The following is a 24,741-nucleotide window of genomic DNA, read 5'->3' on the forward strand; positions in this document are numbered from 1 at the left end:
CTGCGTCAGCCGTCGCTGCGTCAGCCATCCCCTCCCATGCCCCTCCCCACCGCTTCGCCCCTGCCGCCCGCCCCAGCCCTTGGGGCCCTGCTGGTGGGACTGATGCTGGCCGCCGCCGCCCCGGCCCCGGCCGCTCCCCTGCCTCCCGAGGCCCGCGACATGCAGCGCTTCTGCCAGGGCGAAGCGGCCTCGGCCTTCAGGGTGAGCCCCAGGGCCATCCGCACCCTGCCGGTGGAGCGCAGGCTCGGCAGTGGCTACGTGGTGTACGGCCAGACCCCGGCGGATGGCGAGTCGGCCCTGTTCTTCGTGTGCAGCTTCGACAACGGCCGCCGCTTCACCGGCGTACGCACCACCGCCGACCAGCGCGCCAGCGGCGCTGGGCGCTCCGAGCCGATGCCGGTGTCGGAGATGCCCCGCTTCTGCCGCGGCATGGTGGCCGAGGAGTTCAGGCTCAACCCCCGCGCCATCTCCGTTCTGGACGCTGAGAAACAGCCGAACGGCAGCTACACCGTGCAGGCCATCGCCCGCCCCACCTCCGCCAACACCACCGAAGTGTTCGAGTGCCGCTTCGGCTCCAAGGGCCGCTACAAGCGGGTGGAGCGCCCCAGGAACTGAGCCTCTATCTGCTCGACCTGCGGGTGCCAGTGCTGCTGCTGGTGCTGCTGCTGCAACCGGCGGCCAGCGGGGCCGACAACGACCTCAACCCCGACATCGAGACCATGTGCGAGGGCCTGGCCGTGATCAACCGGGAGCTGGGCGCCACCGCCGCCCCCGGCTCACCGATGGGACGGCGCATGCAGCAGGAACTCTCGGTGAGTGCCGCCCAGTACGACGCCCTCTGGACGCTGATGAAGCTCACCCCCACGCCCACCTGCACGGAGCTCCACTGAGCGCTCTACTGGGCGCCCCTCATCCCTGGCCGAGCGTGATCACCGTGAGGTGGTGCAGGCCCTCGATGCCCTCCCAGCCCAGGTACAGCCCCAGCACCAGCGCCAGCACCCCCACCAGCCACTCCGCCCGGTGGATCAGCCAGTCGTTCAGGGCGGTGAACAGGTGGCGCACCCTGCCGCCGCTCAGCCACCAGGCCAGCGGCGGCAGCAGCAGCAGCGAGGTGGTGACGGCCACGAACACCGCGCCCACTTCCAGATCCCCCCACAGGCTGGTGTGGTTGGTCAGCAGCATCCCCCCTTCCTTGAGGTAGAAAACCAGGTTCTCCGGGCTCACCAGGGCGCAGCCCGCCCCGAGCCCCAGCAGCGGCAGCCACTCCAGCTCCGGCAGCTGGGCCATCAGCTGCATCGCCCAGTTCTCCTCCCCCAGGGTCACGGCGGGGGTGAGCTGGAACAGCCCCAGCCCCAGCAGCGCACCGGCGCTCAGCAGATCCAGCTGCACCTGGGCCCTGGTGCCCAGATGCAACGCCCAGCTGAAGCGGCTGCCGATCAGCACCACCGCGCCGAGGGCGCCGCCGTTGGCCAGCACCCATCCCCCCAGGTAGGTGGCGCAGCGCCGCAGCGGCTGCCGGCCCAGCATCAGCAGGGCCACCAGGGCGATGTTGATCGGACTGAACGCGATGCCGAGCCCGTAGGCGAGCGTCTGGGTAAGCCAGTGAAAGGGGAGCATCGCTTGGAAATCCGGGCGAGAACCTACCAGAACCCGCCAGACTCCGCCCATGAGCTCCCCCGCCCCCGGCAAGCTGCAGCAGGTGCTGGGCCTGGGGTTCGGGCTGGCCGGCGCCGTGGGCGGCACCATCGGCGCCGGCATCCTGGTGACCCCCGGCCTGGTGGCCGCCCAGCTGGCCGCGCCCTGGCTGATCCTGGCCGCCTGGCTGCTGGGCGGGCTCTATGCCGTGCTCGGAGCCCTGTGCGTGGCCGAGCTGGCCAGCAGCCTGCCCCGGGCCGGCGGCTGGTACGTGTACGCCGAGCGGGCCTTCGGCCTGCGGGCCGGCGGCCTGGTGGGGTGGACCGACTGGCTCGCCCACTGCATCGGCCTGGCCTGGGTGGCCACCACCACCGGCGAGCTGGTGGCCCTGCTGCTGCCCGCTGCCGCCCTGCCACCGCAGCTGATCAGCCTGCTCGCCATCGCCGCCTTCGGCCTGATCCAGTGGCGCGGCGTGAAGGCCGGCAGCGCCAGCCAGGAGCTGCTCAGCCTGGCCAAGGCGGCGGCCTTCCTCGCCCTGGTGCTGGCCTGCTTCCTGCTGCCTGTCGAGGCCGGCCTCGACGCCGGCCTCGACGCCGCCACCGCGCCGGACCTGGCGCCACCGCCGCTGGCCTGGGGCGGCCTCAGCCTGGCCCTGCTGGCCGCCCTGCAGCCGGTGATCACCACCTACGACGGCTGGGCCAGCCCCATCTACTTCTCCGAGGAGTTCACCGATCCCGCCCACGACCTGCCCCGCTCCCTGATCGGCGGCGTGCTGGCCGTGCTGGCGCTCTACCTGCTGATCAACGCCGCCCTGCTGCACGTGCTCTCCCCGGCCCAGCTGGCGGACTCGCCCCTGCCTGCGGCCGATGCCGCCAAGCTGCTGGCCGGCGCCGGCGGCGGGGTGCTGATCACCGGGGTGGCCCTGGTGGCCCTGCTGGGGCTGATCAACACCGTGGTGATGGCCGCCCCCCGCATCCTCTACGGCCTCAGCCGCGACGGTCTCTTCCCCGCCACCGCCCTGGCGGTGAACGCCGGCGGCACCCCCACCGGCGCCCTCGGCCTCACCCTGGCCCTCACCGCCGTGCTGGTGCTGGCCGGCTCGTTCGAGCACCTGCTGGCCATGGCCGCCTTCCTCTACGTGGGCCTGCCCCTGGTGGGCATCGCCGCCCTGATCACCCTGCGGCTCAGGGAACCCGGGCTGGCGCGGCCGTTCCGGCTGCCCGCCTACCCGCTGGCGCCGCTGCTGATCGCCCTGGTGTCCACAGCGTTCCTGACCGCGGCCCTGCTGCAGGACACCACCAACAGCCTCGCCGCCCTGGCGCTGGCCGCCGTGGGGCTGCTCATTCCGCGGCGGCAGGCGGAAGCCCCTCCTGCCGCTGCCGGTCCTGCCGCTGCCCCTCCATCAGCTGCCAAGCCTGCCGCAGGGTGCCCGCCTCCCCCAGATTGCCCGGAAAGGTGAGCACCGGCAGCCGCGGCACCGGGGGGCCATCGGGCGTGAGCACCAGCGAGAGGCCGGGCAGCAGCTGCCCCTGCAGCTCCACCGCCGCCAGATCCAGCCCCTCGCTCAGCAGCGCCTGGGTGGTGATGCCCCCCTTGCTGATCACGTAGCCCAGCCGCGGCGCCAGGGCCCCGGCCAGGCGCGCCATCAGGGACGCCAGACCCTCCCCCAGCCGCCGCCGCTCGGCGGGGCTGGCGCAGCGCAGCTCGCCGCGGCTGGTGTGCAGCACCGGGGTGAGGCCGTCGGCAAGGCAGGTCAGCAGCTGCCCGCGCCAGGCCTGCTCCAGCGAGGCCAGCAGCTCCGCCGGCAGGGGCCCCTCCAGCACCCGGGCCAGGCGCGCCACCGGCAGCTCCACCGCCCGGCAGCCCGGCTCGGCCAGCAGCGCCGCCAGCTGGGCATCGGCCAGGGGCACATGGGAGCCCACCAGCACCAGGCCCGGCAGCGGCCCTTGGGGTCCGCGTCGCCGCAGGCCCGCCAGGCCGGCGGCATCGAGGGGCTGGCTCGGCAGCGCCACCAAGCCGTTGAGCAGGCTGGCGGCCGACTGGAACAGGAACCGCCGCGGCCGGCCCCAGCGCTCAGCCGCGGCTGGCGCCGTGAGCTCCCGCACCGCGGCTCCCAGGGCCGCCAGCTGCCGCGGCCGCTCCGCATCCACCGCCACCAGCCGGTTGCCCTCCAGCGCCGCCAGCCGGGCGCAGAGCGCCGCGTGGCCCTCGGCCGAGGCCGCCGCCGCATCCAGCTCGACCAGCCCCAGCCTCTCCACGCTGGCCGCCGCGATCCGGCCGCCGCTCCTCTCCTCGGCCCACTCCGCCAGATCGCTGCTGCCGTAGCCGAACAGGCCGTCGCGGGCGAAGGGGGTGGTGTGCACCGGCTCCCCGTTCAGCAGATGCACGCCGTGCACGGTGGTGCGGCCCCCCGGCAGGAACGCCGGCGCCAGGAACGTGGCCTCGAAGCCCTGCGATGGCCCACCGCCCGCGCCCCCCTCCCCGCCCAGCTCCGCGGCAATCACGTCGCACTCCAGCGGGAAGTGGCTGCGCAGGGTGGAGTCTCCCCGGCTCACGATCAGCCAGTGGCGGCAGCGGCCCTCGGCCTGCTCCGCCGCCACGGCCCGGCGCAGGGCGCGGCAGATCTCCGCCACCCGCTCCGCCGCCGCCGCCGGCGCCAGGGCGCGGGTGTTGGCCAGCACGAACAGCAGCGGCGAGGGGTGGGCCAGACCCCGCCGCAGGGTGGCCGGATCCCAGCGCAGCAGCAGCGGGCAGCCGTGCACCGTCTGCGATCCGGTGGGGTCGTCGTCGAGCACCACAACCTTCATGGCACCATCGTGCCGTGATCACCCCCGAGCCCCGCGAGCTGCCGCACCTGGTGCAGGACCTGCACCAGCGCAACCGGCCGTGGCTGCCCGCCGGGCTGGCCAGCCGGCTGGACTGGGGGCCGCCGGTGGCCCGGCCCCACACGGTGCTGAGCTGCGCCCGGCTGAACCGGATCCTGGAGCACAACCCCGGCGACTTCACCATCACGGTGGAGGCCGGTACACCATTGGTAGCAGTGCAGCAGGCGCTTCAACCCCACGGGCAGTGGCTGCCGCTGGACTGGCCCTGGGGCAGCGGCCCGGCCGGCGAGGGCTCCGGCTCCATCGGCGGCCTGGTGGCCCGCGGCCAGGCCGGCGGCTACCGCCAGCGCTACCTGGGCGTGCGCGACCAGATGATCGGCATCCACCTGCTGCGCAGCGACGGCGTGGCCGCCCGCGCCGGCGGCAAGGTGGTGAAGAACGTGGCCGGCTACGACCTGATGCGGCTGCTGTGCGGCAGCTGGGGCTCCCTCGCCCTGATCACCGCCGTGACCCTGCGCACCCAGCCGATCCCGCCCCACCGCCAGGGGCTGCGGCTGCAGGGCCCCACCGCCGCCCTGGCGGCCTTCAGCCGCTGGCTGCTCGGCTCCAGCCTCAGCCCCGAGCGGATCGACTGGCAGCGGCTGGGCGCCGCCGGCTCAGGCGCCGGGCCCGGCGCCGACACCCTGCTGATCAGCCTGGCCAGCATCAGCGCCCAGACCCTCCAGGAGCAGATCGCCTGCATCGAGGAGAAGGCTGGGGCGGCCCCCGGCGCAGCGGCGGGGGCCGACAGCGGGTCCCTCCTTGTCCACCGCCTGGCGGCGGACGAGCTGGCAGCGGCGGAGGCCCCCAGCCCCGGCGCTGGCCCCGGCGCGGGCAGCGACGCTGCTGCCGGCGCCGCCTGGCTGCTGCGGCTCGGCGTGCGCCCCGAGCGGGTGCCCGACCTGCTCACCACCCCGGCCCTGGCCGGCCTGGAGCTGGTGCTGGGCGCCGGCAGCGGCCTCGGCCATGCCTGGGGGAGCGCCGCCGTGCCGGTCCACCGCGTGGAGGCCCTGCGCCGCCACTGCCGTGAGGCCGGGGGCATGGTCACGGTGCTGCGGCAGCCGGGCGGGAGCAGCATCCCCGCCTGGCTGGATGCACCATCGCGGCCCCTGATCGAGGCCGTCAAGCGGCAGTTCGATCCGAAGCAGCAGCTGGCACGGGGTCGGCTGCCGGGGGTGGAGCCGCCTGGGGTTGCGGAGCCGCCGCCGGCTGGCTGAGGCCCGCCAGCCACTGCAGCAGGGCGGTGTTCACCTGGTCGGGCACCTCGTCGTGGGGACAGTGGCCCGCCTCCAGCACCACCTCCGTGGTGGCCGCCGGGGCGTGGCGCTGGAAGGCGGCGCGGCGGCCGGCGGCGTTGATCCAGGGATCGCGGATGCCCCAGAGCAGCAGCAGCGGGCAGCCCAGCTGGGCGAACAGTTCATCGAGGGGCTGGCCCCGGGGGATGTCGAACACGGTGCGGAACACCCCGAAGGCGCCCGGATCGAGGGAAGGCCGCCGGATCGCCTCCACCAGCGCGTCATCCACGTTGGTGCGGTCGATGTACACCTGGTTCAGGGTGCGGCGGATCGTGGCCGGGCGCCGCAGGTTCTCGAACAGCAGCCGCTGCAGCACAGGGCTTCTCAGCAGGGCGGAGCCGATCGTCTGCCGCGTGATCGCCCCCCAGCCCCGGGGCGGGGCCTGCTCATCACTGAACGGACCGGCCGCGTTGAGCAGGGCCACCCCCGCCGCCTGCTCCCCCAGGGCCGCCCCGGCCGCCAGGGAGGCGAAGCCGCCGAGCGAGTTGCCCACCAGCACCACGGGCCGGCCGATCCGCTCCTGCACGTAGGCCAGAAGCTGATCCCGCCACAGGGCGCCGCCGTAGGCCAGCCCCGCCGGCTTGGCGCTGCGGCCGAAGCCCAGCAGATCCACAGCATGCACCTCATGGGTGGCGGCCAGGGCGGGGATGTTGTGGCGCCAGTGGTCCGTGGAGGCGCCGAAGCCATGCACCAGCAGCACCGCTGGCCCCTCGGGGTTCTCGGGCCCCGCCACCACGGCGTGCACGGGGTGGCCCTGGTAGCTCCAGGGCTGGGCAATCGGCTGATCAGGCACCACGGGCCGGCGGGGAGGGTCGATGCTAGGGAGCCCCGCCGGTTCCCCTTGCCCTACGCCAGCCTCGACTGGATCGCCCTGGCCCCGGGCATCGCCCTCTGGGCCCTGGCCCTCTACCTGCCCCTCAGCCTGCCCCTGGCGCGCCTGGAGGAGGTGCTGGCGGCCGGCTCCCTGCCGGAAGGCGTGCAGCAGCTGCTGCTGGTGGTGGCCAGCCTGGCCCTGGCCCTGGCGCTCGGCACTCTCACCGAGCTGGGGCTGGGCCTGGCGCTGGGGCCCGGCTGGGCCTCCAGCCTCGGCCTGATCGCCGTGGTGTGGGGCCTGTTCACAGCGTTCGCCAGTCGAGCCAGGGAAGACGAGGAATGATCGCCGGCGTGGCGGCGCGGTAGGCGGCGTAGGTCGGATGCACGGCGGCCAGGGCCCGCTCCTCGCGGCGGGCCTTGCCCCCCAGCACCCCCGCCAGGGCCAGCAGCAGGGCCAGATGCAGCAGGCTGCCCAGGGCCAGGGTCACCCCCAGGGAGCAGAGCAGCACCGCCTGGTACAGGGGGTGGCGGCAGCGGCCATAGGCACCGCTGGTGACCAGCGCGGCGCCGGGCATGGGCTCGGGCAGGGGGGTGAGGCTGGGGCCCAGGTTCAGGAACCCCTGCAGCGCCAGCCCCAGGCCCACCAGGAAGAGCGCCACCCCGCCGATCGCCACGGGCAGGGGCCAGGCGTAGCCCCAGGCCCCGGGCGCCGGCCAGGGCGGCAGCAGGTGGGCGGCGATCAGCAGCAGCTGGGCCAGCAGCCACCACTCACCGCGGCGGTTGTCGCGCCAGCCCGCCCAGGTGAGGCCCCAGCGCTGCAGCAGCTTGCCTGGGGCCGGGGAGCGCTCAGGTGGGGATTTCGGCGAGGGGGTCAAGGTCTGGTCCTCCGGATTGGCCGCCCAGCACCAGTCTGAGCAGCACCGGGGCCAGGAAGGTGGTGCCGATCACCATCAGCAGGATCGCCGCCTCCAGGGGCTTGCTCAGCAGGCCGGCCTGGCTGCCCAGGCCCAGGAAGATCAGGCCCACCTCGCCGCGGGGCATCATCCCCAGCCCCACCACCAGCCGGTTGGTCTTCTCCTTGCTGAGGTAGCTCCAGCCGGCCGCCACCTTGCCCAGGATCGCCACCGTGAGCAGGAAGCCGGCGATGATCAGGCCCTCGCGGTTGGCGGGATCGAGCGGGTTCAGCACCGAGAGGTCCATGCCGGTGCCGATCAGCACGAAGAAGATCGTGGCGAACAGCGCCACCAGGGGCTGCACCGTGCCCTGGATGGCATGGTTGTGCTTCGAGCCGCTGAGGATCAGCCCCGCGGCGAAGGCCCCCAGCGCCGCCTCCAGGCCGATCGCCTGGGCGGCGAAGCAGGAGAGCGACAGCACCACGAAGGAGGCCACCACCACTTCGCCCGGGGCCTTGAGCCGATCCAGCACCCAGTCGAAGGCGGGGGCGGCGGTGCGGCTCAGGAACAGGGCCGCGGCCACGAACACCCCGGCGGCCACCACCAGGCTGAGGATCGGGCCGAAGCTGAAGCCGCCGCCCCCCGCCAGGCTCACCACCACCGCCAGGATCACGATGCCGAGGATGTCGTCGAGCACCGCGGCGCCGATCACGGTCTGCCCCTCCCGGGTCTTGAGGAACTTCAGTTCGCCGAACACGCTGGCCGTGATGCCGATGGAGGTGGCGGTCATGGCCGCGCCGGCGAACACCGCCGGGATCAAGGGCACATCGAACAGGTAGTAGAGCCCCAGGGTGCCCATCGCGAAGGGCAGCACCACGCCGGTCACCGCCACGGTGGTGGCCTGGGCCCCCACCGCCACCAGCTCGTCGAGCTCACTCTCGAGGCCGGTGAGGAAGAGCAGGGCGTAGAGCCCGATCTCCGACACCGACTGGAGATTCGGGAAGGTTTCCTCATAGAGCCCCTGCACCGCCTGGGGGGTGAGATCGGAGAGGGAGCCCAGCAGCCCCAGGCCCCAGCTGCTCAGCTGCGCCTGGGTGTCGGGCGGCACGATCAGGTGCAGACCCGACACGCCGATCAGCACGCCGGCCACCAGTTCCCCGAGGATCGTGGGCAGCTGGATGCGCACCATCAGCTCCGCAAGGATGCGGGCCGCCACGAAGATCACCAGGAATTCGCCGACGGAGATCAGGGTCTCGGCCACCTCGAGCTGGTGGCTGCCCACCTCGAGCAACAGGGCTGGCAAGGTCATGAAGGTCTGCTGATGGCGCCGACGGTACCGCCGGTGCCGATGTTCGGACGCAGATCTCTAGGCAGTCACGCCCTGCGCCCGTGGCCACCATCGCTACCGTCCGACTAGGCCATTGCCGGCAGCTGAACGCGATGGGAGCGATTCTCGACACCACGATCCCCTGCCTCGCCAGCCCCCTCCCCCCGCTGGCCTCCGGCCCTTCGGATCAGCACCTCGCCCTGATCGACCGCTGGTGGCGCGCCGCCAACTACCTGGCGGTGGGCATGATCTATCTGCAGGACAATCCCCTGCTCCAGGAGCCGCTCCAACCGCATCACATCAAGAACCGCCTGCTCGGCCACTGGGGGTCGAGTCCTGGCCAGAGCTTCATCTGGGCCCACGCCAACCGGGTGATCCGGGAGCGGGATCTGGAGATGCTCTACCTCTCCGGGCCCGGCCATGGCGCTCCCGGCGTGCTGGCGCCCACCTACCTCGACGGCAGCTACAGCGAGGTTTACCCCGACATCTCCCGCGATGCCGAGGGGATGCGGCGCTTCTTCAAGCAGTTCTCCTTCCCGGGCCACATCGGTTCCCACTGCACCCCCGAAACGCCCGGCTCGATCCATGAGGGCGGGGAACTCGGCTACGTGCTCTCCCACGCCTGCGGGGCGGTGTTCGACAACCCCGGGTTGATCGCTCTGGCCTGCGTGGGCGATGGCGAGGCCGAAACCGGGCCCCTGGCCACCAGCTGGCACATCAACAAGTTCCTCAACCCGATCAGCGACGGCGCCGTGCTGCCGGTGCTGCACCTGAACGGCTACAAGATCGCCAACCCCACCCTGCTGGCCCGCATCCCACGCGAGGAACTGGCCAACCTCCTGCGCGGCTACGGCTGGGAACCGATCTTCGTGGAGGGTCATGAGCCCATGGCCATGCACCGCGCCATGGCGGCCGCCATGGACCTGGCCGTCAACGCCATTCAGCAGGTGCGCGCCACCTGCCGGGCCAGCGGCGAGGCGGTGCGGCCGGCCTGGCCGATGATCGTGCTGCGTTCACCCAAGGGCTGGACGGGCCCGCACGCGCTGCGCGGCCAGAAACTCGAGAACTTCTGGCGCGCCCATCAGGTGCCCCTGCCCGGGCCGAAGCACGACGCCGAGCAGCTGGCCATGCTCGAGGGCTGGCTGCGCAGCTACCGGCCGCAGGAGCTGTTCGACGCCGACGGCACCCTGCTGCCGGACCTGCAGGCCCTCTCGCCCCGGGGGCCGCGGCGCATGGGTTCCAGCCCCCATGCCAACGGCGGCCGGCTGCGCCGCAGCCTGCGCCTGCCGCCGATCGAGGCCTACGCCGTGCCGGTGGAGCAGCCCGGCCGTTCGGAACACGAGAACACCGCCCCGCTGGGGGCCCTGCTGCGCGACAGCATCGCCCGCAACCCCGACTCCCTGCGGGTGTTCGGGCCCGACGAAACGGCCTCGAACCGGCTGCAGGCCATCTACGCGGTGAGCAAGAAGGTGTGGATGGAGAACTTCCTGCCGGAGGACATGAACGGCGGTGAGCTCGCCCGCGAGGGCCGCGTGGTGGAGATGCTCTCGGAGCACACCCTGGTGGGGATGATGGAGGGCTACCTGCTCACCGGCCGCCACGGCTTCTTCCACACCTACGAGGCCTTCGCCCACGTGATCGCCTCGATGTTCAACCAGCACGCCAAGTGGCTGGAGAGCTGCATCCACCACGCGCCCTGGCGGGCGCCGGTGGGCTCCTGGAACTGCCTGATCTCCTCCACCGTGTGGCGCCAGGACCACAACGGCTTCACCCACCAGGACCCGGGCTTCATCGACCTGGCGGGCAACAAGAGCGGCGAGGTGGTGCGGGTGTATCTGCCCCCCGATGCCAACAGCCTGCTGGCGGTGGCGGAGGAGGCGCTGGTGGAGACGAACGTCTGCAACATCATCGTGTCCGACAAGCAGAAGCACCTCCAGTACTTCAGCCTCGAGCAGGCGCGCCGGCACGTGGCCAAGGGGATCAGCCTGGTGGAGTGGGCCAGCAACGACGATGACGGCACCGAACCCGACGATCCCGATGTGGTGATGGCCTGCGCCGGCGACATCCCCACCAAGGAGACCCTCGCCGCGGTGCAGATCCTCCGCCGTGAATGCCCCCAGCTGAAGATCCGGGTGGTGAATGTGGTGAAGCTCTTCGCCCTCACCCAGCCCAGCGAGCATCCCCACGGCCTGAGCGACCGGGATTTCGACAGCCTGTTCACCACCGACAAGCCGGTGATGTTCAATTTCCACGGCTACCCCTGGCTGATCCACCGGCTCACCTACCGCCGCACCAACCACCGGAACTTCCATGTGCGCGGCTACAAGGAGAAGGGCAACATCAACACCCCGCTGGAGCTGGCGATGAACAACCAGATCGACCGCTTCAACCTGGTGATCGATGTGATCGACCGCGTTCCCTCCCTGGGGTCACGGGCGGCCCACGTGAAGGAACGCATGAAGAACGCCATCCTGGCGAACCGCGCCCATGCCCATGAACACGGCATGGACGCCCCCGAGATCACCCACTGGCGCTGGAGCACCCCCGAGGCATGACCACGATCCGACCCCGCGCCCTGCGCCTGCCCACACCGGGCTGCTACGCCGATCCCCACCGCAGCGGTGCGGAACCGGAGGACGTGTTCGACGGCATGACCGAGCACCTCTTCTACAGCCTGGGCAAGCTCGCTCCCACCGCCACCCGCCACGACCTCTACGTGGCCCTCAGCTACGCCGTGCGCGACCGGCTGATGACCCGCTACCTCGCCGGCCTCGAGGCCCTGCGGGCCACGCCGGCCCGGGTGGTGGCCTACCTCTCGGCCGAGTTCCTGATCGGCCCCCAGCTGGGCAACAACCTGCTGATGCTCGGCATCCAGGACTCAGCGGCGGCGGCCCTGCGCCGCTTCGGCATCGAGGACATCAACCAGATCCTGGATGTGGAGGAGGAACCGGGGCTGGGCAACGGCGGCCTCGGCCGCCTGGCGGCCTGCTTCCTCGAATCGCTGGCTTCCCTGGAGATTCCGGCCTCCGGCTATGGCATCCGCTACGAGTTCGGCATCTTCGACCAGCTGATCCGCGACGGCTGGCAGGTGGAGATCACCGACAAGTGGCTGAAGGCGGGCTGGCCCTGGGAGCTGCCCCAGCCGGACCAGGCCTGCTTCGTGGGCTTCGGCGGCCGCACCGAGACCTACCGCGACACCCACGGCGACCAGCGGGTGCGCTGGATTCCCGCCGAGCACGCCATCGGCATCCCCCACGACGTGCCGGTGCTGGGCTACCGGGTGAACACCTGCAACCGGCTGCGCCTCTGGCGCGCCGACGCCACCGAATCGTTCGACTTCTACGCCTTCAACATCGGCGACTACTACGGCGCCGTGGAGGAGAAGGTGGGCAGCGAAACCCTCTCCAAGGTGCTCTACCCCAACGACGGCACCGATGAGGGCCGCCGCCTGCGCCTGAAGCAGCAGCACTTCTTCGTGAGCTGCTCCCTGCAGGACATGATCCGCAGCCTGGAGGGCCGCGGCCTGCCGCTCGAGGAGTTCCCCGACCACTGGGCCGTGCAGCTCAACGACACCCACCCCTCGATCGCGGTGGCCGAGCTGATGCGGCTGCTCATCGACGAGAAGCAGCTGGAGTGGGACACCGCCTGGGACATCACCCGCCGCTCCCTCTCCTACACCAACCACACCCTGCTGCCGGAGGCCCTGGAGAAGTGGGGCGTGGATCTGTTCGGTTCGCTGCTGCCCCGCCACCTGGAGCTGATCTACGAGATCAACCGGCGGTTCCTGCAGCAGGTGCGCATCCGCTACCCCGGCAATGAAGGGGTGCTGGCGCGAATGTCGATCATCGACGAGCAGGGCGGCAAGGCCGTGCGGATGGCCAACCTCGCCACCGTGGGGTCCCACCACGTGAACGGCGTGGCCGCGCTGCACAGCCGGCTGGTGACCACCGACCTCTTCCCCGAGTTCGCCGCCTTCTGGCCCGAGAAGTTCACCAACGTGACCAACGGCGTCACCCCGCGGCGCTGGATGGCCCTGGCCAACCCGCAGCTGGCCGCCCTGCTGGACGAGGCCATCGGCGAGGGTTGGGTGAAGGACCTCGAGCAGTTGCGGCAGCTGGAGAGCTACGCCGGGGACAGCGCCTTTCTGGAGCGCTGGGAAACCACCAAGCTGGCCGTGAAGACCCAGCTCAGCCATTACATCCACCGCCACAACGGCGTGCTGGTGGATCCCTCCTCCCTGTTCGACGTGCAGGTGAAGCGGATCCACGAGTACAAGCGGCAGCACCTCAATGCCCTGCAGGTGATCGCCCAGTACCTGCGCATCAAGAACGGCGAAGGCGATGATCTGCCGCCCCGCACGGTGATCTTCGGCGGCAAGGCCGCGCCCGGCTACTACATGGCCAAGCTGATCATCCGCTTTCTCAACGGCATCGCCGACACGATCAATGCCGATCCGGACATGGACGGCCGGCTGCGCGTGATCTTCCTGGCCGACTACAACGTGAAGCTGGGCGAGCGGGTGTATCCGGCCTCCGACCTCTCCGAGCAGATCTCCACCGCGGGCAAGGAGGCCTCCGGCACCGGCAACATGAAGTTCGCCATGAATGGCGCCCTCACGATCGGCACCCTCGATGGCGCCAACGTCGAAATCCGCGAGCAGGTGGGGGAGGACAACTTCTTCCTGTTCGGCAAGACCACCGAGGAGATCAACGCGCTGCACCGCACCGGCTACCGGCCCTGGGAGCTGATCGGCTCGATGCCCGAGCTGGCCGAGGTGCTGCGGCTGGTGGAACAGGGCCACTTCAGCAACGGCGACGGCGAGCTGTTCCGTCCGCTGCTGGAGAACCTCACCGGCCGGGATCCCTTCTTCGTGCTGGCCGACTTCAACGACTACCTGCGGGCCCAGGCTGCCGTGGGCAAGGCCTGGGTCGATCGCCCGCGCTGGAACCGCATGTCGCTGCTGAACACCGCCCGCACCGGCTTCTTCTCCTCCGACCGCTCCATCCGGGAGTACGCCGAGAAGATCTGGCAGGTCACCCCCTACCCGGTGGCGATCACCTGCGAGATCGAGGACGATCCCGACTGAAAGCCTTCGGGTTCAGCTGCGGTCGGGCAGGTCCGGTGTCTGGTGCAGGAGCCGGTTGAGCCGCAGGCGATCGGCATTGAGGGGATCGGGGGCGAGCTCACCTGCCACCTCGCGGAACTTCTGCTCCACCTCCTCCGGCATGCGCACATCGAAGATGCGCTCCATCAGCGCCTCGATCGAGAAGAGGTGGGCGTTGATGTTCTCCAGGTCGGCCATGGCCTGCTGGAGGGAATCCGGCTCAGGGGCCGCATCGGGCGCCACCGCGGCGCCACGGGCATCCGCCGCCGCCGGCGTGGAAGGCTGCTGGGCCGGTGCATCGCCGGCGGCATCCGCCTGCTTCTGGAGCTCCTCCATCACCCGACCCGCCAGGGTGCGGAACGACTGCAGAGCAGCCCAGTTGAGCTCCTGCTGCTGCCGCAAGGTGGGATTTTCACGGATCAATCGGTCGTGTTCCCGATAAAACCGCTGGCAATCAGGGCACTGGCAGGGCTCTTCGGGCACCGCGCTCCCCAGGGAAGTCAGTCCCCATCATGGCACCGAGGGCCAGCGGGGGGCCGTGACGGCCTCAGGCCACCAGATTCTCCCCGTCCGCCTGTTCATCCCGGTCGTCGTCGCAGGCGGCGGGCAGGGGGATCTCAATCGAACTCACCACCTGGATCACATCGCGCAGCCGCATGGAGTCGGCGAACCAGCCCATGGCCTGCTCGGTGTCGCCGCGGCGCTCCGCATCGCCGGCCTGCTCCTCGTGGGCCTCGGCCAGCAGGGCCAGCCAGCAGAGGCAACGGGCCTGAACCACCGAAAGGTCGATCTCATCGAGCTGGCCATCGGCCAGGCGCTCGCTCTCCTGCTGCACCAGCAGGCGCAGGCGCAGATCATGCAGGGGCGTCATCGGCATCCCGCGACTCGGTCTACGCTAGCGGCAGTGGCTGGAATCGCCATGGCACCACCGGTAGCGCCAACTACCGGTTGGACAATCACGGGGCTGGCGGGACTCGAACCCACGACCTACGGTTTAGGAAACCGTCGCTCTATCCGGCTGAGCTACAGCCCCCGGCGCCGCCATTATGCGGCCGGGGCGCCAGCCAGCACCCTGTCGTCGGCCCGCACCGCATCAGCAGGCATCATGGGGGGTGAAAGCAGGCGAGGTGATCGCGATCGGGTGAGGCAGGCCTTCGGGCCGGGCCCCAGCCCGGTTGAGGAAAGTCCGGGCTCCCCAATGGCCAGGCTTGCTGGGTAATGCCCAGTGCGGGTGACCGCGAGGAGAGTGCCACAGAAACACACCGCCGATGGCCGGGGCCCTGCCCTGTGCACAGGCAAGGGTGCAAAGGTGCGGTAAGAGCGCACCAGCAGCATCGAGAGGTGCTGGCTCGGTAAACCCCGGCCGGGAGCAAGGCCCAGGGACCAACGGTTGGCCATGAACACCGGTCCCGCCCCAAGTGCGCCGCTCGAGGCCGCCGGTGACGGCGGTCCCAGACAGATGATCACCCCGGGAGGGGTTCGCCCCATCCGGAACAGAACCCGGCTTACGTCCTGCTTTCCCCCCCTTCGGCGCCGCCACGCCACCCGACCCGAAGCGCCCCGTGACCCCCGATCGCCGTCGCCAACTGGTGGCCTTCCTGGCCAGCCTCGGCATCGATCCCCGCCGGCAAGGCGGCCCCGGTGATGCCGCCGCGGTGCTGGCCCCGATCGAGGAGGCCCTCACCCACACCTCGGCCCGCCAGCGCTGCAACCACGAGCGGCTCGAGTTCCTCGGCGATGCAGTGCTGCGGCTGGCCGCCTCCGAATACCTGCACCGCCACCACCCGCAGCTCAGCGTGGGGAGCCAGTCGGCCCTGCGCAGCCAGCTGGTGAGCGACCGCTGGCTGGCCGAGCTGGCCGACAGCTGCGGCCTGGAGACGGTGTGGCGCATCGGGCCGATGGCCCGTGGCGACCGGGCCGGCCTGGCCACCGTGCGCGCCGAGCTGTGCGAGGCCCTGATCGGTGCGATCTACCGCTGCTGGGGCGACTCCCTCGAGCCGGTGCACGCCTGGCTCAACCCCCACTGGCAGCTGGCCAGCCAGGAGATGCTGGCCGATCCCGACCGCCACAACTGGAAATCGGCCCTGCAGGAATGGACCCAGGGCCAGGGGCTCGGCCTGCCCAGCTACAGCTGCGAGGAGCGCAGCACCCGGCATGCCGATCCCCGCCGGTTCCATTGCCGGCTGACGCTGGCGGCAGGGGAGGCGCAGAGCTGGGAGGGCTGGGGCCGCTCGCGCCGGGCGGCGGAGCAGGATGCCGCCCGCCTGGCCCTGGCCTGGGTCAGATCTGCTCGAGGGTCGTGAGCGGCATGGTCACCAGCTTGTCCCAGTTGCCGCCCTCGAAGAGCACGGCGGCACGGCTGCCGCTGATGCGCTGCACGAACCCCTTGTAGCCGTTGTAGATCGAGCGCACGTCGCGCACCACCACGGTGGTGCCCGGCAGGATCGGCAGGTCGGGCATGGGAAGGAGCTGGCGTGGCGCCATTATCGGGCGCAACAGCCGGATCGGGCCTGATCGGAATGCACAAGCTCCTGGTAGTGGGCAAGGTGGTGGCGGCCCAGGGTCTGCGCGGGGAGCTGCGGGTGCTGCCCATGAGCGATTTCCCCGAGCGCTTCACCCGCCCTGGCGCCCGCTGGCTGCAGCAGCGCGGCGCCGAGCCCCGGGAGGTGGAGCTGCTGGGGGGACGCCAGCTGCCGGGCAAGGAGCTGTTCGTGGTGCGTCTGGCCGGGGTGGACAGCCGCGAGGCGGCCGAGGCGCTGGTGGGGCAGGAGCTGCTGGTGCAGGCGGGCGACCGGCCCAGGCTGGCGCAGGGGGAATTCCATCTGCTTGACCTGGTGGGGCTGGAGGTGCGGCTGCTCGCCAGCGGTGAGGTGGTGGGCACCGTGACCGACCTGATCCACGCCGGCAACGACCTGCTCGCCGTGGCCGCCGGCGACCGCCAGCTGCTGATTCCCTTCGTGAGCGCGATCGTGCCGGAGGTGAAGCTCGCCGAAGGGTGGATCGGCATCACGCCGCCGCCGGGGCTGCTCGAGCTCTGAGTGCCATGAACAGCAGGCCCCTGGCCGGCTGCCGTTGAATGGGGGCGAGGCTTCGGGTCCGATGAGCACCAGTCCCAGCACCAGTCGTGCCAGCACCAGTCCCAGCAGCACCACCTCCCTGGTTCCCGTGATTCTCTGCGGCGGCACGGGCACCCGCCTCTGGCCCCTCTCGCGGGCGAGCTATCCGAAGCAGTACTGGGCCCTGGGCGGCGACGGCGACGAGACCCTGCTGCAGCAGACCGTGCAGCGCCTGGAGGGCCTGGCCGGCCTGGCACCGCCGCTGCTGATCTGCAACGAGGACCACCGCTTCATCGTGGCCGAACAGATGCGCCAGATCGGGGTGGAGCCGGCCGGCATCCTGCTCGAACCGATCGGCCGCAACACCGCCCCGGCCGTGGCGGTGGCCGCCCTGCAGGCCACGGCCAAGGGCGACGATCCCCTGCTGCTGGTGCTGGCGGCGGATCACCTAGTGCGCGATCCGGCCCGCTTCCGGCAGACGGTCACCGCCGGGCTGGCCACGGCGGAAGCGGGCCGCCTGGTGACCTTCGGCATCGTGCCCACCGCCCCGGAGACCGGCTACGGCTACATCGAGGCGGCCGAGCCCCTGGCCGTGGCCGCCGGCAGCGCGCCCCGGGCCGTGCCGATCGCCCGCTTCGTGGAGAAGCCCGACCGGGCCACGGCCGAAGGCTTCCTCGCCTCCGGCCGCTTCACCTGGAACAGCGGCATGTTCCTGTTCCGCGCCAGCGCCGTTCTGGCGGAACTGGAGCGGCTGGCACCGGAGGTGGTGAGCGCCTGCCGCGCCGCTCTGGAGCACGACGCCGCCGACCTCGATTTTCTGCGGCTGGAGCGGGAGGCCTTCGCCGGCTGCCCCAGCGTGGCGATCGACGTGGCCGTGATGGAGAAGACGGAGCTGGGCAGCGTGCTGCCGCTGCAGGCGGGCTGGAGTGACGTGGGCAGCTGGAGCGCCCTGTGGGAAACCGCCGACCAGGACAGCGCCGGCAATGTGCTGCGCGGCCGGGTGATCAGCGAGGAGAGCCGCAACTGCTATCTGCGCAGCGAGCACCGGCTGGTGGTGGGCCTGGGCGTGGAGGATCTGGTGGTGGTGGAGACCGACGACGTGGTGCTGGTGGCCCACCGGGAGCGGGCCCAGGACGTGAAGACCGTGGTGGGCCTGCTGGAGCGGGCGGGGGCTCCCGAGAGCCGGGCCCACCGCAAGATCTACCGGCCCTGGGGCTCCTACGACGGCGTCGTGGAGGGCGAGCGCTGGCAGGTGAAGAAGATCGTGGTGAATCCCGGCGCCAGCCTGTCGCTGCAGATGCACCACCACCGCGCCGAGCACTGGGTGGTGGTGAAGGGAACGGCCGTGGTGGAGAAGGACGGCCACGAGGAGCTGGTGGGCGAGAACCAGAGCACCTACATCCCGCTGGGGGCCAGGCACCGGCTCAGCAACCCGGGCAAGATCCCGGTGGAGATGATCGAGGTACAGAGCGGCTCCTACCTCGGCGAGGACGACATCGTGCGCTTCGAGGACCGCTACGGGCGGAGCGACATGGCCCTGCGCCCATGAGGTGCAAGCCGGGAGCCGGCCTCACTCCACGGTGACGCTCTTGGCCAGGTTGCGGGGCTGATCCACATCCAGGCCCCGGTGGGCGGCGATGTGATAACTGAGGAGCTGCATCGGGATCACGGTGAGCAGGGGGCTGAGCAGCTCATCCACCTCGGGCACCGGCAGCAGCACGTCGAACAGCCCGGTGTCCGGCCCCTCGGGGGCCACCCCGATCAGCTGGGCATCGCGGGCCTTGGCCTCCTGGGCGTTGCTGAGCACCTTGTCGAACACCGTGCCCGGCATCGCAATCGACACCACCGGCACCCGCGCATCGAGCAGGGCGATCGGCCCGTGCTTCATCTCGCCGGCGGGGTAGCCCTCGGCGTGGATGTAGCTGATCTCCTTGAGCTTGAGGGCCCCCTCCAGCGCGATCGGATAGTTGATGCCCCGGCCCAGGAAGATCATGTCCTGGGTGTCGGCGAACAGGTGCGCCAGGGACTCACAGCGCTGGTCCAGGTCGATCACCAGCTGCTTGAGCAGTTCCGGCAGGGTGCGGAGTTCGGCCACGAGGCGGCGCAGCTGCTCCGGGCCGCCGGCCCCCGGAGCCCCGCCATGGCGCTCGGCGAACGCCAGGGCGAGGCCGTAGAAGGCCAGGAGCTGGCCCAGGAAGGTCTTGGTGGCGGCCACCCCCACCTCGATGCCGGCCCCGATGTCGAGCAGGTGCGGCACCATCCGGGCCAGCGAACTCTCCGGCCGGTTGGTGATCCCCAGCAGCCGCGGCACGAAGGCGGGATCGGCCACCAGCTGGCGGCGGTCGCGCTCCATCGCCAGGGCGGCCAGGGTGTCGGCCGTTTCGCCCGACTGGGTGACGCCGATGGTGAGCGTGTGGGGGGCCAGGGGCGGCGGCGCGTAGCGAAACTCACTGGCGTAGAACACGCTGGTGGGGATGCCGGCCAGCTGCTCCAGCAGGTAGGCCCCCACCTGGGCGGCATGGCGACTGGTGCCGCAGGCCAGGATCTGGATCCGCTCCACGCCCCCATACACGGACTCATCCAGGGGCAGGGCCACCAGGGGGCCCTGGGACGCCGCCGGCAGATGGCGCGCCATCCACAGCGCCGCGGTTTCAGGCTGCTCGTGAATTTCCTTGAGCATGAAGTGGCGGAAGCTGCGCTTGTCCGCCACGTGCTGGGTGCCGCTCAGGAGGCTCGGGGTGCGCTGCACCCGTTCGCCGGCCGCGTCGTAGAGCTCGATGCCCAGCGGGGTGAGCAGGGCCACCTCACCGTCCTCCATCGGCAGGATGGTGCGGGTGAACCCGGCCAGGGCCGGCGTGTCGCTGGCGCAGAGAAATTCGCCTTCCCCCAGGCCGATCAGCAGGGGGGCGGCGCGGCGGGCCACCACCAGCGCCCCGGGTGCCTGGGCCCACACCACCGCCAGGGCATAGGCGCCATGGAGCTGGGGCAGCACCTGCTGCACCGCCTTCAGCAGCAGGGCACCGCCGGCCACGAGGCCGCCGGCCTGCAGCCGGTCCAGCTGCCGGGCCAGCAGGTGGGGGATCACCTCGGTGTCGGTGTCCGAGCGGAACTCCACCCCCTCGGCCTGCAGTGTCTCCCGCAGGCTGCGGTGGTTCTCGATGATCCCGTTCTGCACCACGGCCACCTGGCCCCTGCCGTCCAGGTGGGGGTGGGCGTTGCGTTCCTCGGGCTTTCCGTGGGTGGCCCAGCGGGTGTGGCCGATGCCGCAGTGCCCGGGAGCGCCCTGCTGCTCAACACGGGCCACGAGGTTCATCAGCTTGCCCTCGGCCCGGAGGCAGTGGAGGCGGGCGGCGCCGGCCAGCGGAGCGGCATCGGCCGCCGACTCCACCGTGGCAATGCCGGCGGAGTCGTAGCCGCGGTACTCCAGCTGGCGCAGCCCCTCCAGCAACTGGGGAGCCACCTCGCGGGAACCGATCAGGGCAACGATGCCGCACATAGGGCAGGAGCAACAAAAAAGCCCGGCGGGGCCGGGCCTGAGCTTATGAGAGCTGAATGGGTGGCCCCGGCGGGGCCGGGCGGCGATGGATTCAGCCTGGTGGCAGGGGCCTCAGTAGGCCAGGCCCATGGAGCGGGTGGTCTCGTCGCCGAGATACACGCGGATGGAGAGGAAGTCGGTGGGGCAGGCCGTTTCGCAGCGCTTGCAGCCCACGCAGTCCTCGGTGCGGGGGGAGGAGGCGATCTGTCCGGCCTTGCAGCCGTCCCAGGGCACCATCTCCAGCACGTCCAGGGGGCAGGCCCGCACGCACTGGGTGCAGCCGATGCAGGTGTCGTAGATCTTGACGGCGTGGGACATCTGGACTCCGGTGTGCTGAGACTCGGCGTGTGGCAAAGGTACCCAAGCCGTTCGGGCTCCACCGCTCCGCGACACCAGCCCTTCACCCTTGTTCATACGCCGGCCGCCAGGCCGGCGCTGGAGGGCAATCGGGGGAGGGCTGACAGGGCGACCCGTAGAGTGCTTCGACCCACACAGCGGCCATGTCCCAGGAAGCGATCTTCGAGAAAGTGAGCTCCATCGTTGCTGAACAGCTCAGCGTCGACGCGGCCGAAGTGAAGCCCGAGTCCAACTTCCAGAACGATCTGGGCGCCGACTCCCTCGACACCGTCGAGCTGGTGATGGCCCTGGAGGAGGCCTTCGACATCGAAATCCCCGACGAGGCCGCCGAGGGCATCACCACCGTCGGCGATGCCGTCAAGTACATCCAGGACAAGCAGGCCTGAACCGCTCCATGGTCCAGGGTCTCCAGCGGGTCGTCATCACCGGCCTCGGCGCAGTCACTCCGATCGGCAATGACGTTCCCAGCTACTGGGAAGGGTTGAGCAGCGGTCGTAACGGGGTGGCCGGCATCACCCTCTTCGATGCCAGCCGCCATGCCTGCCGCTTCGCCGCCGAGGTGAAGAACTTCGACCCCAGCGGCTGGCTGGAGCCCAAGGAGACGAAGCGCTGGGATCGCTTCTGCCAGTTCGGGGTGGTGGCCGCCAAGCAGGCGGTGGCCGATGCCGGTCTCTGCATCGACGAGAGCAACGCCCACCGGGTGGGCACCTCGATCGGGTCGGGCGTGGGCGGCCTGCTGATGATGGAGACCCAGGCCCATGTGCTCGCCGACCGGGGGCCCGACCGGGTGAGCCCGTTCTGCGTGCCGATGATGATCCCCAACATGGCCACGGGGCTCACCGCCATCGCCCTGGGCGCCAAGGGGCCGAGTTCGGCCGTGGCCACCGCCTGCGCCGCCGGGTCCAACGCCATCGGCGATGCCTACCGCCTGATCCAGCTGGGGCTGGCCGACGCCATGGTGTGCGGCGGCGCCGAGTCGGCGATCACGCCGCTGGGGCTGGCCGGCTTCGCCAGCGCCAAGGCCCTCTCCTTTCGCAACGACGACCCCGCCACCGCCAGCCGCCCCTTCGATGCCGAGCGCAACGGCTTCGTGATCGGCGAGGGTGCCGGTGTGCTGGTGCTGGAAAGCCTGTCCCATGCGGAGGCCCGTGGTGCCACGGTGCTGGCGGAGGTGGTGGGCTACGGCATGAGCTGCGATGCCCACCACATCACCGCCCCCTCCCCCGGCGGCGTGGGCGGTGCCCAGGCGATCCGGCTGGCCCTCGCCGACGCGGAGCTGGAGCCCGAGGCCGTCGACTACGTCAACGCCCATGGCACCAGCACCCAGGCCAACGACAGCAACGAGACCTCCGCCATCAAGAGCGCCCTCGGCGCCCATGCCCATCGGATCCCGGTGAGCTCCACCAAGTCGATGACGGGCCACCTGCTGGGCGGCAGCGGCGGCATCGAGGCCGTGGCCGCGGTGCTGGCCATGAAGCACGGCGTGGTGCCCCCTACGATCAATTACCAAAATCCGGATCCGGCCTGTGATCTGGATGTCGTGCCCAACCAGGCCCGCGAACGGACACTCGATGTGGTTCTCTCCAATTCCTTCGGATTCGGTGGCCACAACGTCTGCCTGGCCTTCCGGCGCCTGCCATGAGCTGGCCCCCCTGTCATGAGCTGATGGTCTGTTAGCTCCCTGGCCCGTTCGCTGCACCGGCCGGTTGTGCCTGTTGCGTACACCCCCCGATCCACCCCTACCCCTAGTTCTCCCCCGATGGTCGCCACCCCCACCCCGTCCATGACGTCCGCCAGCCAGCTGGAAACGCTCTGCATCAACAGCATCCGGTTCCTGGCCATCGACGCCATCAACAAGTCGAACTCGGGGCACCCGGGCCTGCCCATGGGGTGTGCCCCCATGGCCTTCGCCCTGTGGGACAAGGCGCTGCGGCACAACCCGAAGAACCCCAAGTGGTTCAACCGCGACCGCTTCGTGCTCTCGGCCGGCCACGGCTGCATGCTGCTCTATGCACTGCTGCACCTCACCGGCTACGAGTCGGTGACGCTGGACGACATCAAGCAGTTCCGCCAGTGGGGCTCCAAGACCCCTGGCCACCCGGAAACCTTCGAGACCCCCGGCGTGGAGGTCACCACCGGCCCCCTCGGCCAGGGCATCTCCAACGCCGTGGGCCTGGCGATCGCCGAGGCCCATCTGGCGGCCCGCTTCAACAAGCCCGGCGCCCAGCTGGTGGATCACTACACCTACGTGATCATGGGCGACGGCTGCCACCAGGAGGGTGTGAGCAGCGAAGCCGCCTCCCTGGCCGGCCACCTGGGCCTGGGCAAGCTGATCGCCCTCTACGACGACAACCACATCACCATCGACGGCAACACGGCGGTGTCCTTCACCGAAGACGTGCTGCAGCGCTATGAGGCCTACGGCTGGCACACCATCCACGTGCCCGACGGCAACACCGATGTGGCCGCCATCGCCCGGGCGATCGAGGAGGCCAAGGCCGTCACCGACCGGCCCTCGATGATCAAGGTGACCACCACCATCGGCTACGGCTCCCCCAACAAGGCCAACACCGCCGGCGTGCACGGCGCGGCCCTCGGCGCCGATGAGGCCGAACTCACCCGCAAGGCCCTGGAATGGAGCTACGGCGCCTTCGAGGTGCCCCAGGAGGCCTACGACCACTGGCGCCAGGCCATCAGCCGCGGCGAGGCGGCCGAGGCCGAGTGGACCACCACCCTGGCGAGCTATCGCAGCCAATACCCCGCCGAGGCGGCCGAGTTCGAGCGGATGCTGCGCGGCGAGCTGCCCCAGGGCTGGGATGCCCCTCTGCCCAGCTACACCCCGGCCGACAAGGGCCTGGCCACCCGGCAGCACTCCTACAACTGCCTCAATGCCATCGGGCCGAAGCTGCCCGAACTGATCGGCGGCTCCGCCGACCTCACCCACTCCAACCTCACGGACATCAAGGGTGAGGCCAGCTTCCAGAAGGGCGGCGAAGCCAACCGCTACCTCCACTTCGGTGTGCGGGAGCATGCCATGGCGGCCGTGCTCAACGGCATCGCCTACCACGGCAGCGGCCTGATCCCCTACGGCGGCACCTTCGCCGTCTTCGCCGGCTATGCCCTCGGCGCCATCCGCCTCTCGGCCCTGAGCGAACTGGGGGTGATCTACGTGCTCACCCACGATTCGATCGGACTGGGCGAAGACGGCCCCACCCACCAGCCGATCGAGACCCTCGCCAGCCTGCGCGCCCTGCCCAACCTGCTGGTGATCCGCCCCGGCGACGGCAACGAGACCAGCGGCGCCTACCAGGTGGCGATCGCCAACCGGAACCGCCCCACCGCCCTGATCCTCAGCCGCCAGGGGATGGCCAACCAGGCCAACTCCACCGCCTCCGCCGTGGCGAAGGGCGGCTACATCCTCGAGGACAGCGACGGCACCCCCGATCTGATCCTGATCGGCACCGGCACCGAACTCGATCTGTGCGTGAAGGCCGCCGCTGAACTCCGCAGCGCCGGCAAGAACGTGCGCGTGGTGTCGATGCCCTGTGTGGAGCTGTTCGAGGAGCAGGACGCCGCCTATCGCGAGAGCGTGCTGCCGGCGGCCTGCCGCAAGCGCCTGGTGGTGGAGGCCTCCTGCTCCTTCGGCTGGCACAAGTACACCGGTTTCGATGGCGCCAGCGTGAGCATCGACCGCTTCGGCGCCTCCGCTCCCGGTCCGGTGTGCATGGAGCAGTTCGGCTTCACCGTGGAGAACGTGGTGGCCAGGGCCCAGGCGCTGGGCTGATCGGATCCCCTGCCCCCAAGCCAAGGGCCAGCACCCTGCCCCGCCTTCAGGCGGGGCTTTTTGGTGTCCGAACCCCGC

General features: G+C 70.9%; 23 protein-coding genes, 1 tRNA gene and 1 other RNA gene. 14 read left to right on the forward strand and 11 right to left on the reverse strand.

The annotated features are described in order from the left end of the window. Positions 1–36: 36 nt before the first annotated feature. Entirely contained in the window at positions 37–615 is a 579-nt protein-coding gene (locus CBM981_RS10360) for a hypothetical protein (protein WP_087068341.1), read from the forward strand. Between the two features lie 23 nt (positions 616–638). Then, complete coding sequence (locus tag CBM981_RS10365; protein WP_157665413.1) at positions 639–890, forward strand: hypothetical protein; 252 nt, start codon at positions 639–641, stop codon at positions 888–890. Positions 891–909: 19 nt separating this feature from the next. On the opposite strand, the gene CBM981_RS10370 is transcribed toward CBM981_RS10365, so the two are convergent. After that, on the reverse strand, positions 910–1,617 hold the full coding sequence (locus tag CBM981_RS10370; protein ID WP_087068343.1) for a GAP family protein: 708 nt from the start codon (positions 1,615–1,617) through the stop codon (positions 910–912). A gap of 49 nt (positions 1,618–1,666) precedes the next feature. Here CBM981_RS10370 and CBM981_RS10375 point away from each other — a divergent pair, with 49 nt between their 5' ends. After that, positions 1,667–3,094, forward strand: coding sequence for an APC family permease (locus CBM981_RS10375; protein WP_225867347.1), 1,428 nt, complete (start codon positions 1,667–1,669; stop codon positions 3,092–3,094). Here the strand turns inward: CBM981_RS10375 and CBM981_RS10380 are convergent. After that, positions 2,976–4,442, reverse strand: coding sequence for a four-carbon acid sugar kinase family protein (locus CBM981_RS10380; RefSeq protein ID WP_087068344.1), 1,467 nt, complete (start codon positions 4,440–4,442; stop codon positions 2,976–2,978). The two genes, CBM981_RS10375 and CBM981_RS10380, sit on opposite strands and share 119 nt — an antisense overlap. 14 nt (positions 4,443–4,456) lie before the next feature. On the opposite strand from CBM981_RS10380, the gene CBM981_RS10385 reads away from it, so the two are divergent. Then, complete coding sequence (locus CBM981_RS10385; RefSeq protein WP_087068345.1) at positions 4,457–5,716, forward strand: FAD-binding oxidoreductase; 1,260 nt, start codon at positions 4,457–4,459, stop codon at positions 5,714–5,716. Here the strand turns inward: CBM981_RS10385 and CBM981_RS10390 are convergent. After that, positions 5,622–6,590 carry an alpha/beta fold hydrolase gene (locus tag CBM981_RS10390; RefSeq protein ID WP_225867348.1) on the reverse strand — a complete coding sequence of 323 codons (969 nt, stop codon included), beginning with the start codon at positions 6,588–6,590 and terminating at the stop codon, positions 5,622–5,624. The genes CBM981_RS10385 and CBM981_RS10390 overlap by 95 nt on opposite strands. 45 nt (positions 6,591–6,635) lie before the next feature. Here CBM981_RS10390 and CBM981_RS10395 point away from each other — a divergent pair, with 45 nt between their 5' ends. Further along, on the forward strand, positions 6,636–6,950 hold the full coding sequence (locus CBM981_RS10395; RefSeq protein WP_087068346.1) for a hypothetical protein: 315 nt from the start codon (positions 6,636–6,638) through the stop codon (positions 6,948–6,950). Here CBM981_RS10395 and CBM981_RS10400 read toward each other — a convergent pair. Both CBM981_RS10400 and CBM981_RS10405 read right to left on the reverse strand, forming a co-directional pair. Beyond that, complete coding sequence (locus CBM981_RS10400; RefSeq protein ID WP_087068347.1) at positions 6,910–7,482, reverse strand: isoprenylcysteine carboxylmethyltransferase family protein; 573 nt, start codon at positions 7,480–7,482, stop codon at positions 6,910–6,912. The genes CBM981_RS10395 and CBM981_RS10400 overlap by 41 nt on opposite strands. After that, positions 7,454–8,809, reverse strand: coding sequence for a cation:proton antiporter (locus CBM981_RS10405; RefSeq protein ID WP_087068348.1), 1,356 nt, complete (start codon positions 8,807–8,809; stop codon positions 7,454–7,456). Before CBM981_RS10405 ends, CBM981_RS10400 begins: the two co-directional genes overlap by 29 nt. A gap of 131 nt (positions 8,810–8,940) precedes the next feature. Between CBM981_RS10405 and CBM981_RS10410 the strand changes: the two genes are divergently transcribed. Both CBM981_RS10410 and CBM981_RS10415 read left to right on the forward strand, forming a co-directional pair. Then, on the forward strand, positions 8,941–11,382 hold the full coding sequence (locus CBM981_RS10410; protein ID WP_225867650.1) for a phosphoketolase: 2,442 nt from the start codon (positions 8,941–8,943) through the stop codon (positions 11,380–11,382). After that, positions 11,379–13,913, forward strand: coding sequence for a glycogen/starch/alpha-glucan phosphorylase (locus tag CBM981_RS10415; protein ID WP_087068349.1), 2,535 nt, complete (start codon positions 11,379–11,381; stop codon positions 13,911–13,913). The genes CBM981_RS10410 and CBM981_RS10415 overlap by 4 nt, the downstream gene beginning before the upstream one ends. A 12-nt stretch (positions 13,914–13,925) precedes the next feature. Here the strand turns inward: CBM981_RS10415 and CBM981_RS10420 are convergent, their stop codons facing one another. The 3 genes from CBM981_RS10420 to CBM981_RS10430 form a co-directional block, all read right to left on the reverse strand. Then, positions 13,926–14,414, reverse strand: coding sequence for a hypothetical protein (locus CBM981_RS10420; protein ID WP_087068350.1), 489 nt, complete (start codon positions 14,412–14,414; stop codon positions 13,926–13,928). Between the two features lie 64 nt (positions 14,415–14,478). Continuing rightward, positions 14,479–14,802, reverse strand: coding sequence for a hypothetical protein (locus CBM981_RS10425; RefSeq protein WP_087069352.1), 324 nt, complete (start codon positions 14,800–14,802; stop codon positions 14,479–14,481). Between the two features lie 88 nt (positions 14,803–14,890). Beyond that, positions 14,891–14,964 (reverse strand) — tRNA-Arg (locus CBM981_RS10430). 81 nt (positions 14,965–15,045) lie between these two features. On the opposite strand from CBM981_RS10430, the gene rnpB reads away from it, so the two are divergent. Further along, positions 15,046–15,455, forward strand: an RNA gene (gene rnpB, locus CBM981_RS10435) — RNase P RNA component class A. 38 nt (positions 15,456–15,493) lie between these two features. Continuing rightward, complete coding sequence (locus CBM981_RS10440; protein ID WP_087068351.1) at positions 15,494–16,234, forward strand: ribonuclease III family protein; 741 nt, start codon at positions 15,494–15,496, stop codon at positions 16,232–16,234. Here the strand turns inward: CBM981_RS10440 and CBM981_RS10445 are convergent. Next, entirely contained in the window at positions 16,212–16,391 is a 180-nt protein-coding gene (locus tag CBM981_RS10445) for an NAD(P)H dehydrogenase subunit NdhS (RefSeq protein ID WP_087068352.1), read from the reverse strand. The genes CBM981_RS10440 and CBM981_RS10445 overlap by 23 nt on opposite strands. 59 nt (positions 16,392–16,450) lie before the next feature. On the opposite strand from CBM981_RS10445, the gene rimM reads away from it, so the two are divergent. Continuing rightward, the gene (gene rimM / locus CBM981_RS10450) at positions 16,451–16,969 is read left to right on the forward strand and encodes a ribosome maturation factor RimM (protein WP_172820874.1); all 519 of its coding nucleotides are present in this window, start codon (positions 16,451–16,453) and stop codon (positions 16,967–16,969) included. 61 nt (positions 16,970–17,030) lie between these two features. Further along, entirely contained in the window at positions 17,031–18,536 is a 1,506-nt protein-coding gene (locus CBM981_RS10455) for a mannose-1-phosphate guanylyltransferase/mannose-6-phosphate isomerase (protein ID WP_087068353.1), read from the forward strand. A gap of 21 nt (positions 18,537–18,557) precedes the next feature. Here the strand turns inward: CBM981_RS10455 and glmS are convergent, their stop codons facing one another. Both glmS and psaC read right to left on the reverse strand, forming a co-directional pair. After that, a complete protein-coding gene (glmS, locus tag CBM981_RS10460; protein WP_087068354.1) occupies positions 18,558–20,483 on the reverse strand; it encodes a glutamine--fructose-6-phosphate transaminase (isomerizing) in 1,926 nt (641 codons plus the stop codon). Positions 20,484–20,594: 111 nt separating this feature from the next. Then, a complete protein-coding gene (psaC, locus tag CBM981_RS10465) occupies positions 20,595–20,840 on the reverse strand; it encodes a photosystem I iron-sulfur center protein PsaC (protein ID WP_006850103.1) in 246 nt (81 codons plus the stop codon). A gap of 182 nt (positions 20,841–21,022) precedes the next feature. Between psaC and acpP the strand changes: the two genes are divergently transcribed. The 3 genes from acpP (at position 21,023) to tkt (ending at position 24,663) form a co-directional block, all read left to right on the forward strand. Further along, a complete protein-coding gene (acpP, locus tag CBM981_RS10470; protein WP_087068355.1) occupies positions 21,023–21,265 on the forward strand; it encodes an acyl carrier protein in 243 nt (80 codons plus the stop codon). Positions 21,266–21,273: 8 nt separating this feature from the next. After that, positions 21,274–22,521 carry a beta-ketoacyl-ACP synthase II gene (gene fabF, locus CBM981_RS10475; RefSeq protein WP_087068356.1) on the forward strand — a complete coding sequence of 416 codons (1,248 nt, stop codon included), beginning with the start codon at positions 21,274–21,276 and terminating at the stop codon, positions 22,519–22,521. A 141-nt stretch (positions 22,522–22,662) separates the two neighbouring features. Further along, positions 22,663–24,663 (forward strand): transketolase, encoded by a 2,001-nt coding sequence (tkt, locus tag CBM981_RS10480; protein WP_087069354.1) that lies wholly within the window; start codon positions 22,663–22,665, stop codon positions 24,661–24,663. Positions 24,664–24,741: the final 78 nt, after the last annotated feature.

Source organism: Cyanobium sp. NIES-981 (assembly GCF_900088535.1).
Lineage (GTDB): Bacteria > Cyanobacteriota > Cyanobacteriia > PCC-6307 > Cyanobiaceae > NIES-981.

Excerpts from the sequence above, each read along its gene's own strand:
- glmS (WP_087068354.1), bottom strand. The coding sequence starts at position 20,483 with ATGTGCGGCATCGTTGCCCTGATCGGTTCCCGCGAGGTGGCTCCCCAG.
- CBM981_RS10360 (WP_087068341.1), top strand. The coding sequence starts at position 37 with ATGCCCCTCCCCACCGCTTCGCCCCTGCCGCCCGCCCCAGCCCTTGGG.
- CBM981_RS10380 (WP_087068344.1), bottom strand. The coding sequence starts at position 4,442 with ATGAAGGTTGTGGTGCTCGACGACGACCCCACCGGATCGCAGACGGTG.
- CBM981_RS10425 (WP_087069352.1), bottom strand. The coding sequence starts at position 14,802 with ATGACGCCCCTGCATGATCTGCGCCTGCGCCTGCTGGTGCAGCAGGAG.
- CBM981_RS10410 (WP_225867650.1), top strand. The coding sequence starts at position 8,941 with ATGGGAGCGATTCTCGACACCACGATCCCCTGCCTCGCCAGCCCCCTC.
- CBM981_RS10370 (WP_087068343.1), bottom strand. The coding sequence starts at position 1,617 with ATGCTCCCCTTTCACTGGCTTACCCAGACGCTCGCCTACGGGCTCGGC.
- CBM981_RS10375 (WP_225867347.1), top strand. The coding sequence starts at position 1,667 with ATGAGCTCCCCCGCCCCCGGCAAGCTGCAGCAGGTGCTGGGCCTGGGG.
- CBM981_RS10405 (WP_087068348.1), bottom strand. The coding sequence starts at position 8,809 with ATGACCTTGCCAGCCCTGTTGCTCGAGGTGGGCAGCCACCAGCTCGAG.
- psaC (WP_006850103.1), bottom strand. The coding sequence starts at position 20,840 with ATGTCCCACGCCGTCAAGATCTACGACACCTGCATCGGCTGCACCCAG.
- CBM981_RS10455 (WP_087068353.1), top strand. The coding sequence starts at position 17,031 with ATGAGCACCAGTCCCAGCACCAGTCGTGCCAGCACCAGTCCCAGCAGC.
- tkt (WP_087069354.1), top strand. The coding sequence starts at position 22,663 with ATGACGTCCGCCAGCCAGCTGGAAACGCTCTGCATCAACAGCATCCGG.
- rimM (WP_172820874.1), top strand. The coding sequence starts at position 16,451 with ATGCACAAGCTCCTGGTAGTGGGCAAGGTGGTGGCGGCCCAGGGTCTG.
- acpP (WP_087068355.1), top strand. The coding sequence starts at position 21,023 with ATGTCCCAGGAAGCGATCTTCGAGAAAGTGAGCTCCATCGTTGCTGAA.
- CBM981_RS10415 (WP_087068349.1), top strand. The coding sequence starts at position 11,379 with ATGACCACGATCCGACCCCGCGCCCTGCGCCTGCCCACACCGGGCTGC.
- CBM981_RS10445 (WP_087068352.1), bottom strand. The coding sequence starts at position 16,391 with ATGCCCGACCTGCCGATCCTGCCGGGCACCACCGTGGTGGTGCGCGAC.
- fabF (WP_087068356.1), top strand. The coding sequence starts at position 21,274 with ATGGTCCAGGGTCTCCAGCGGGTCGTCATCACCGGCCTCGGCGCAGTC.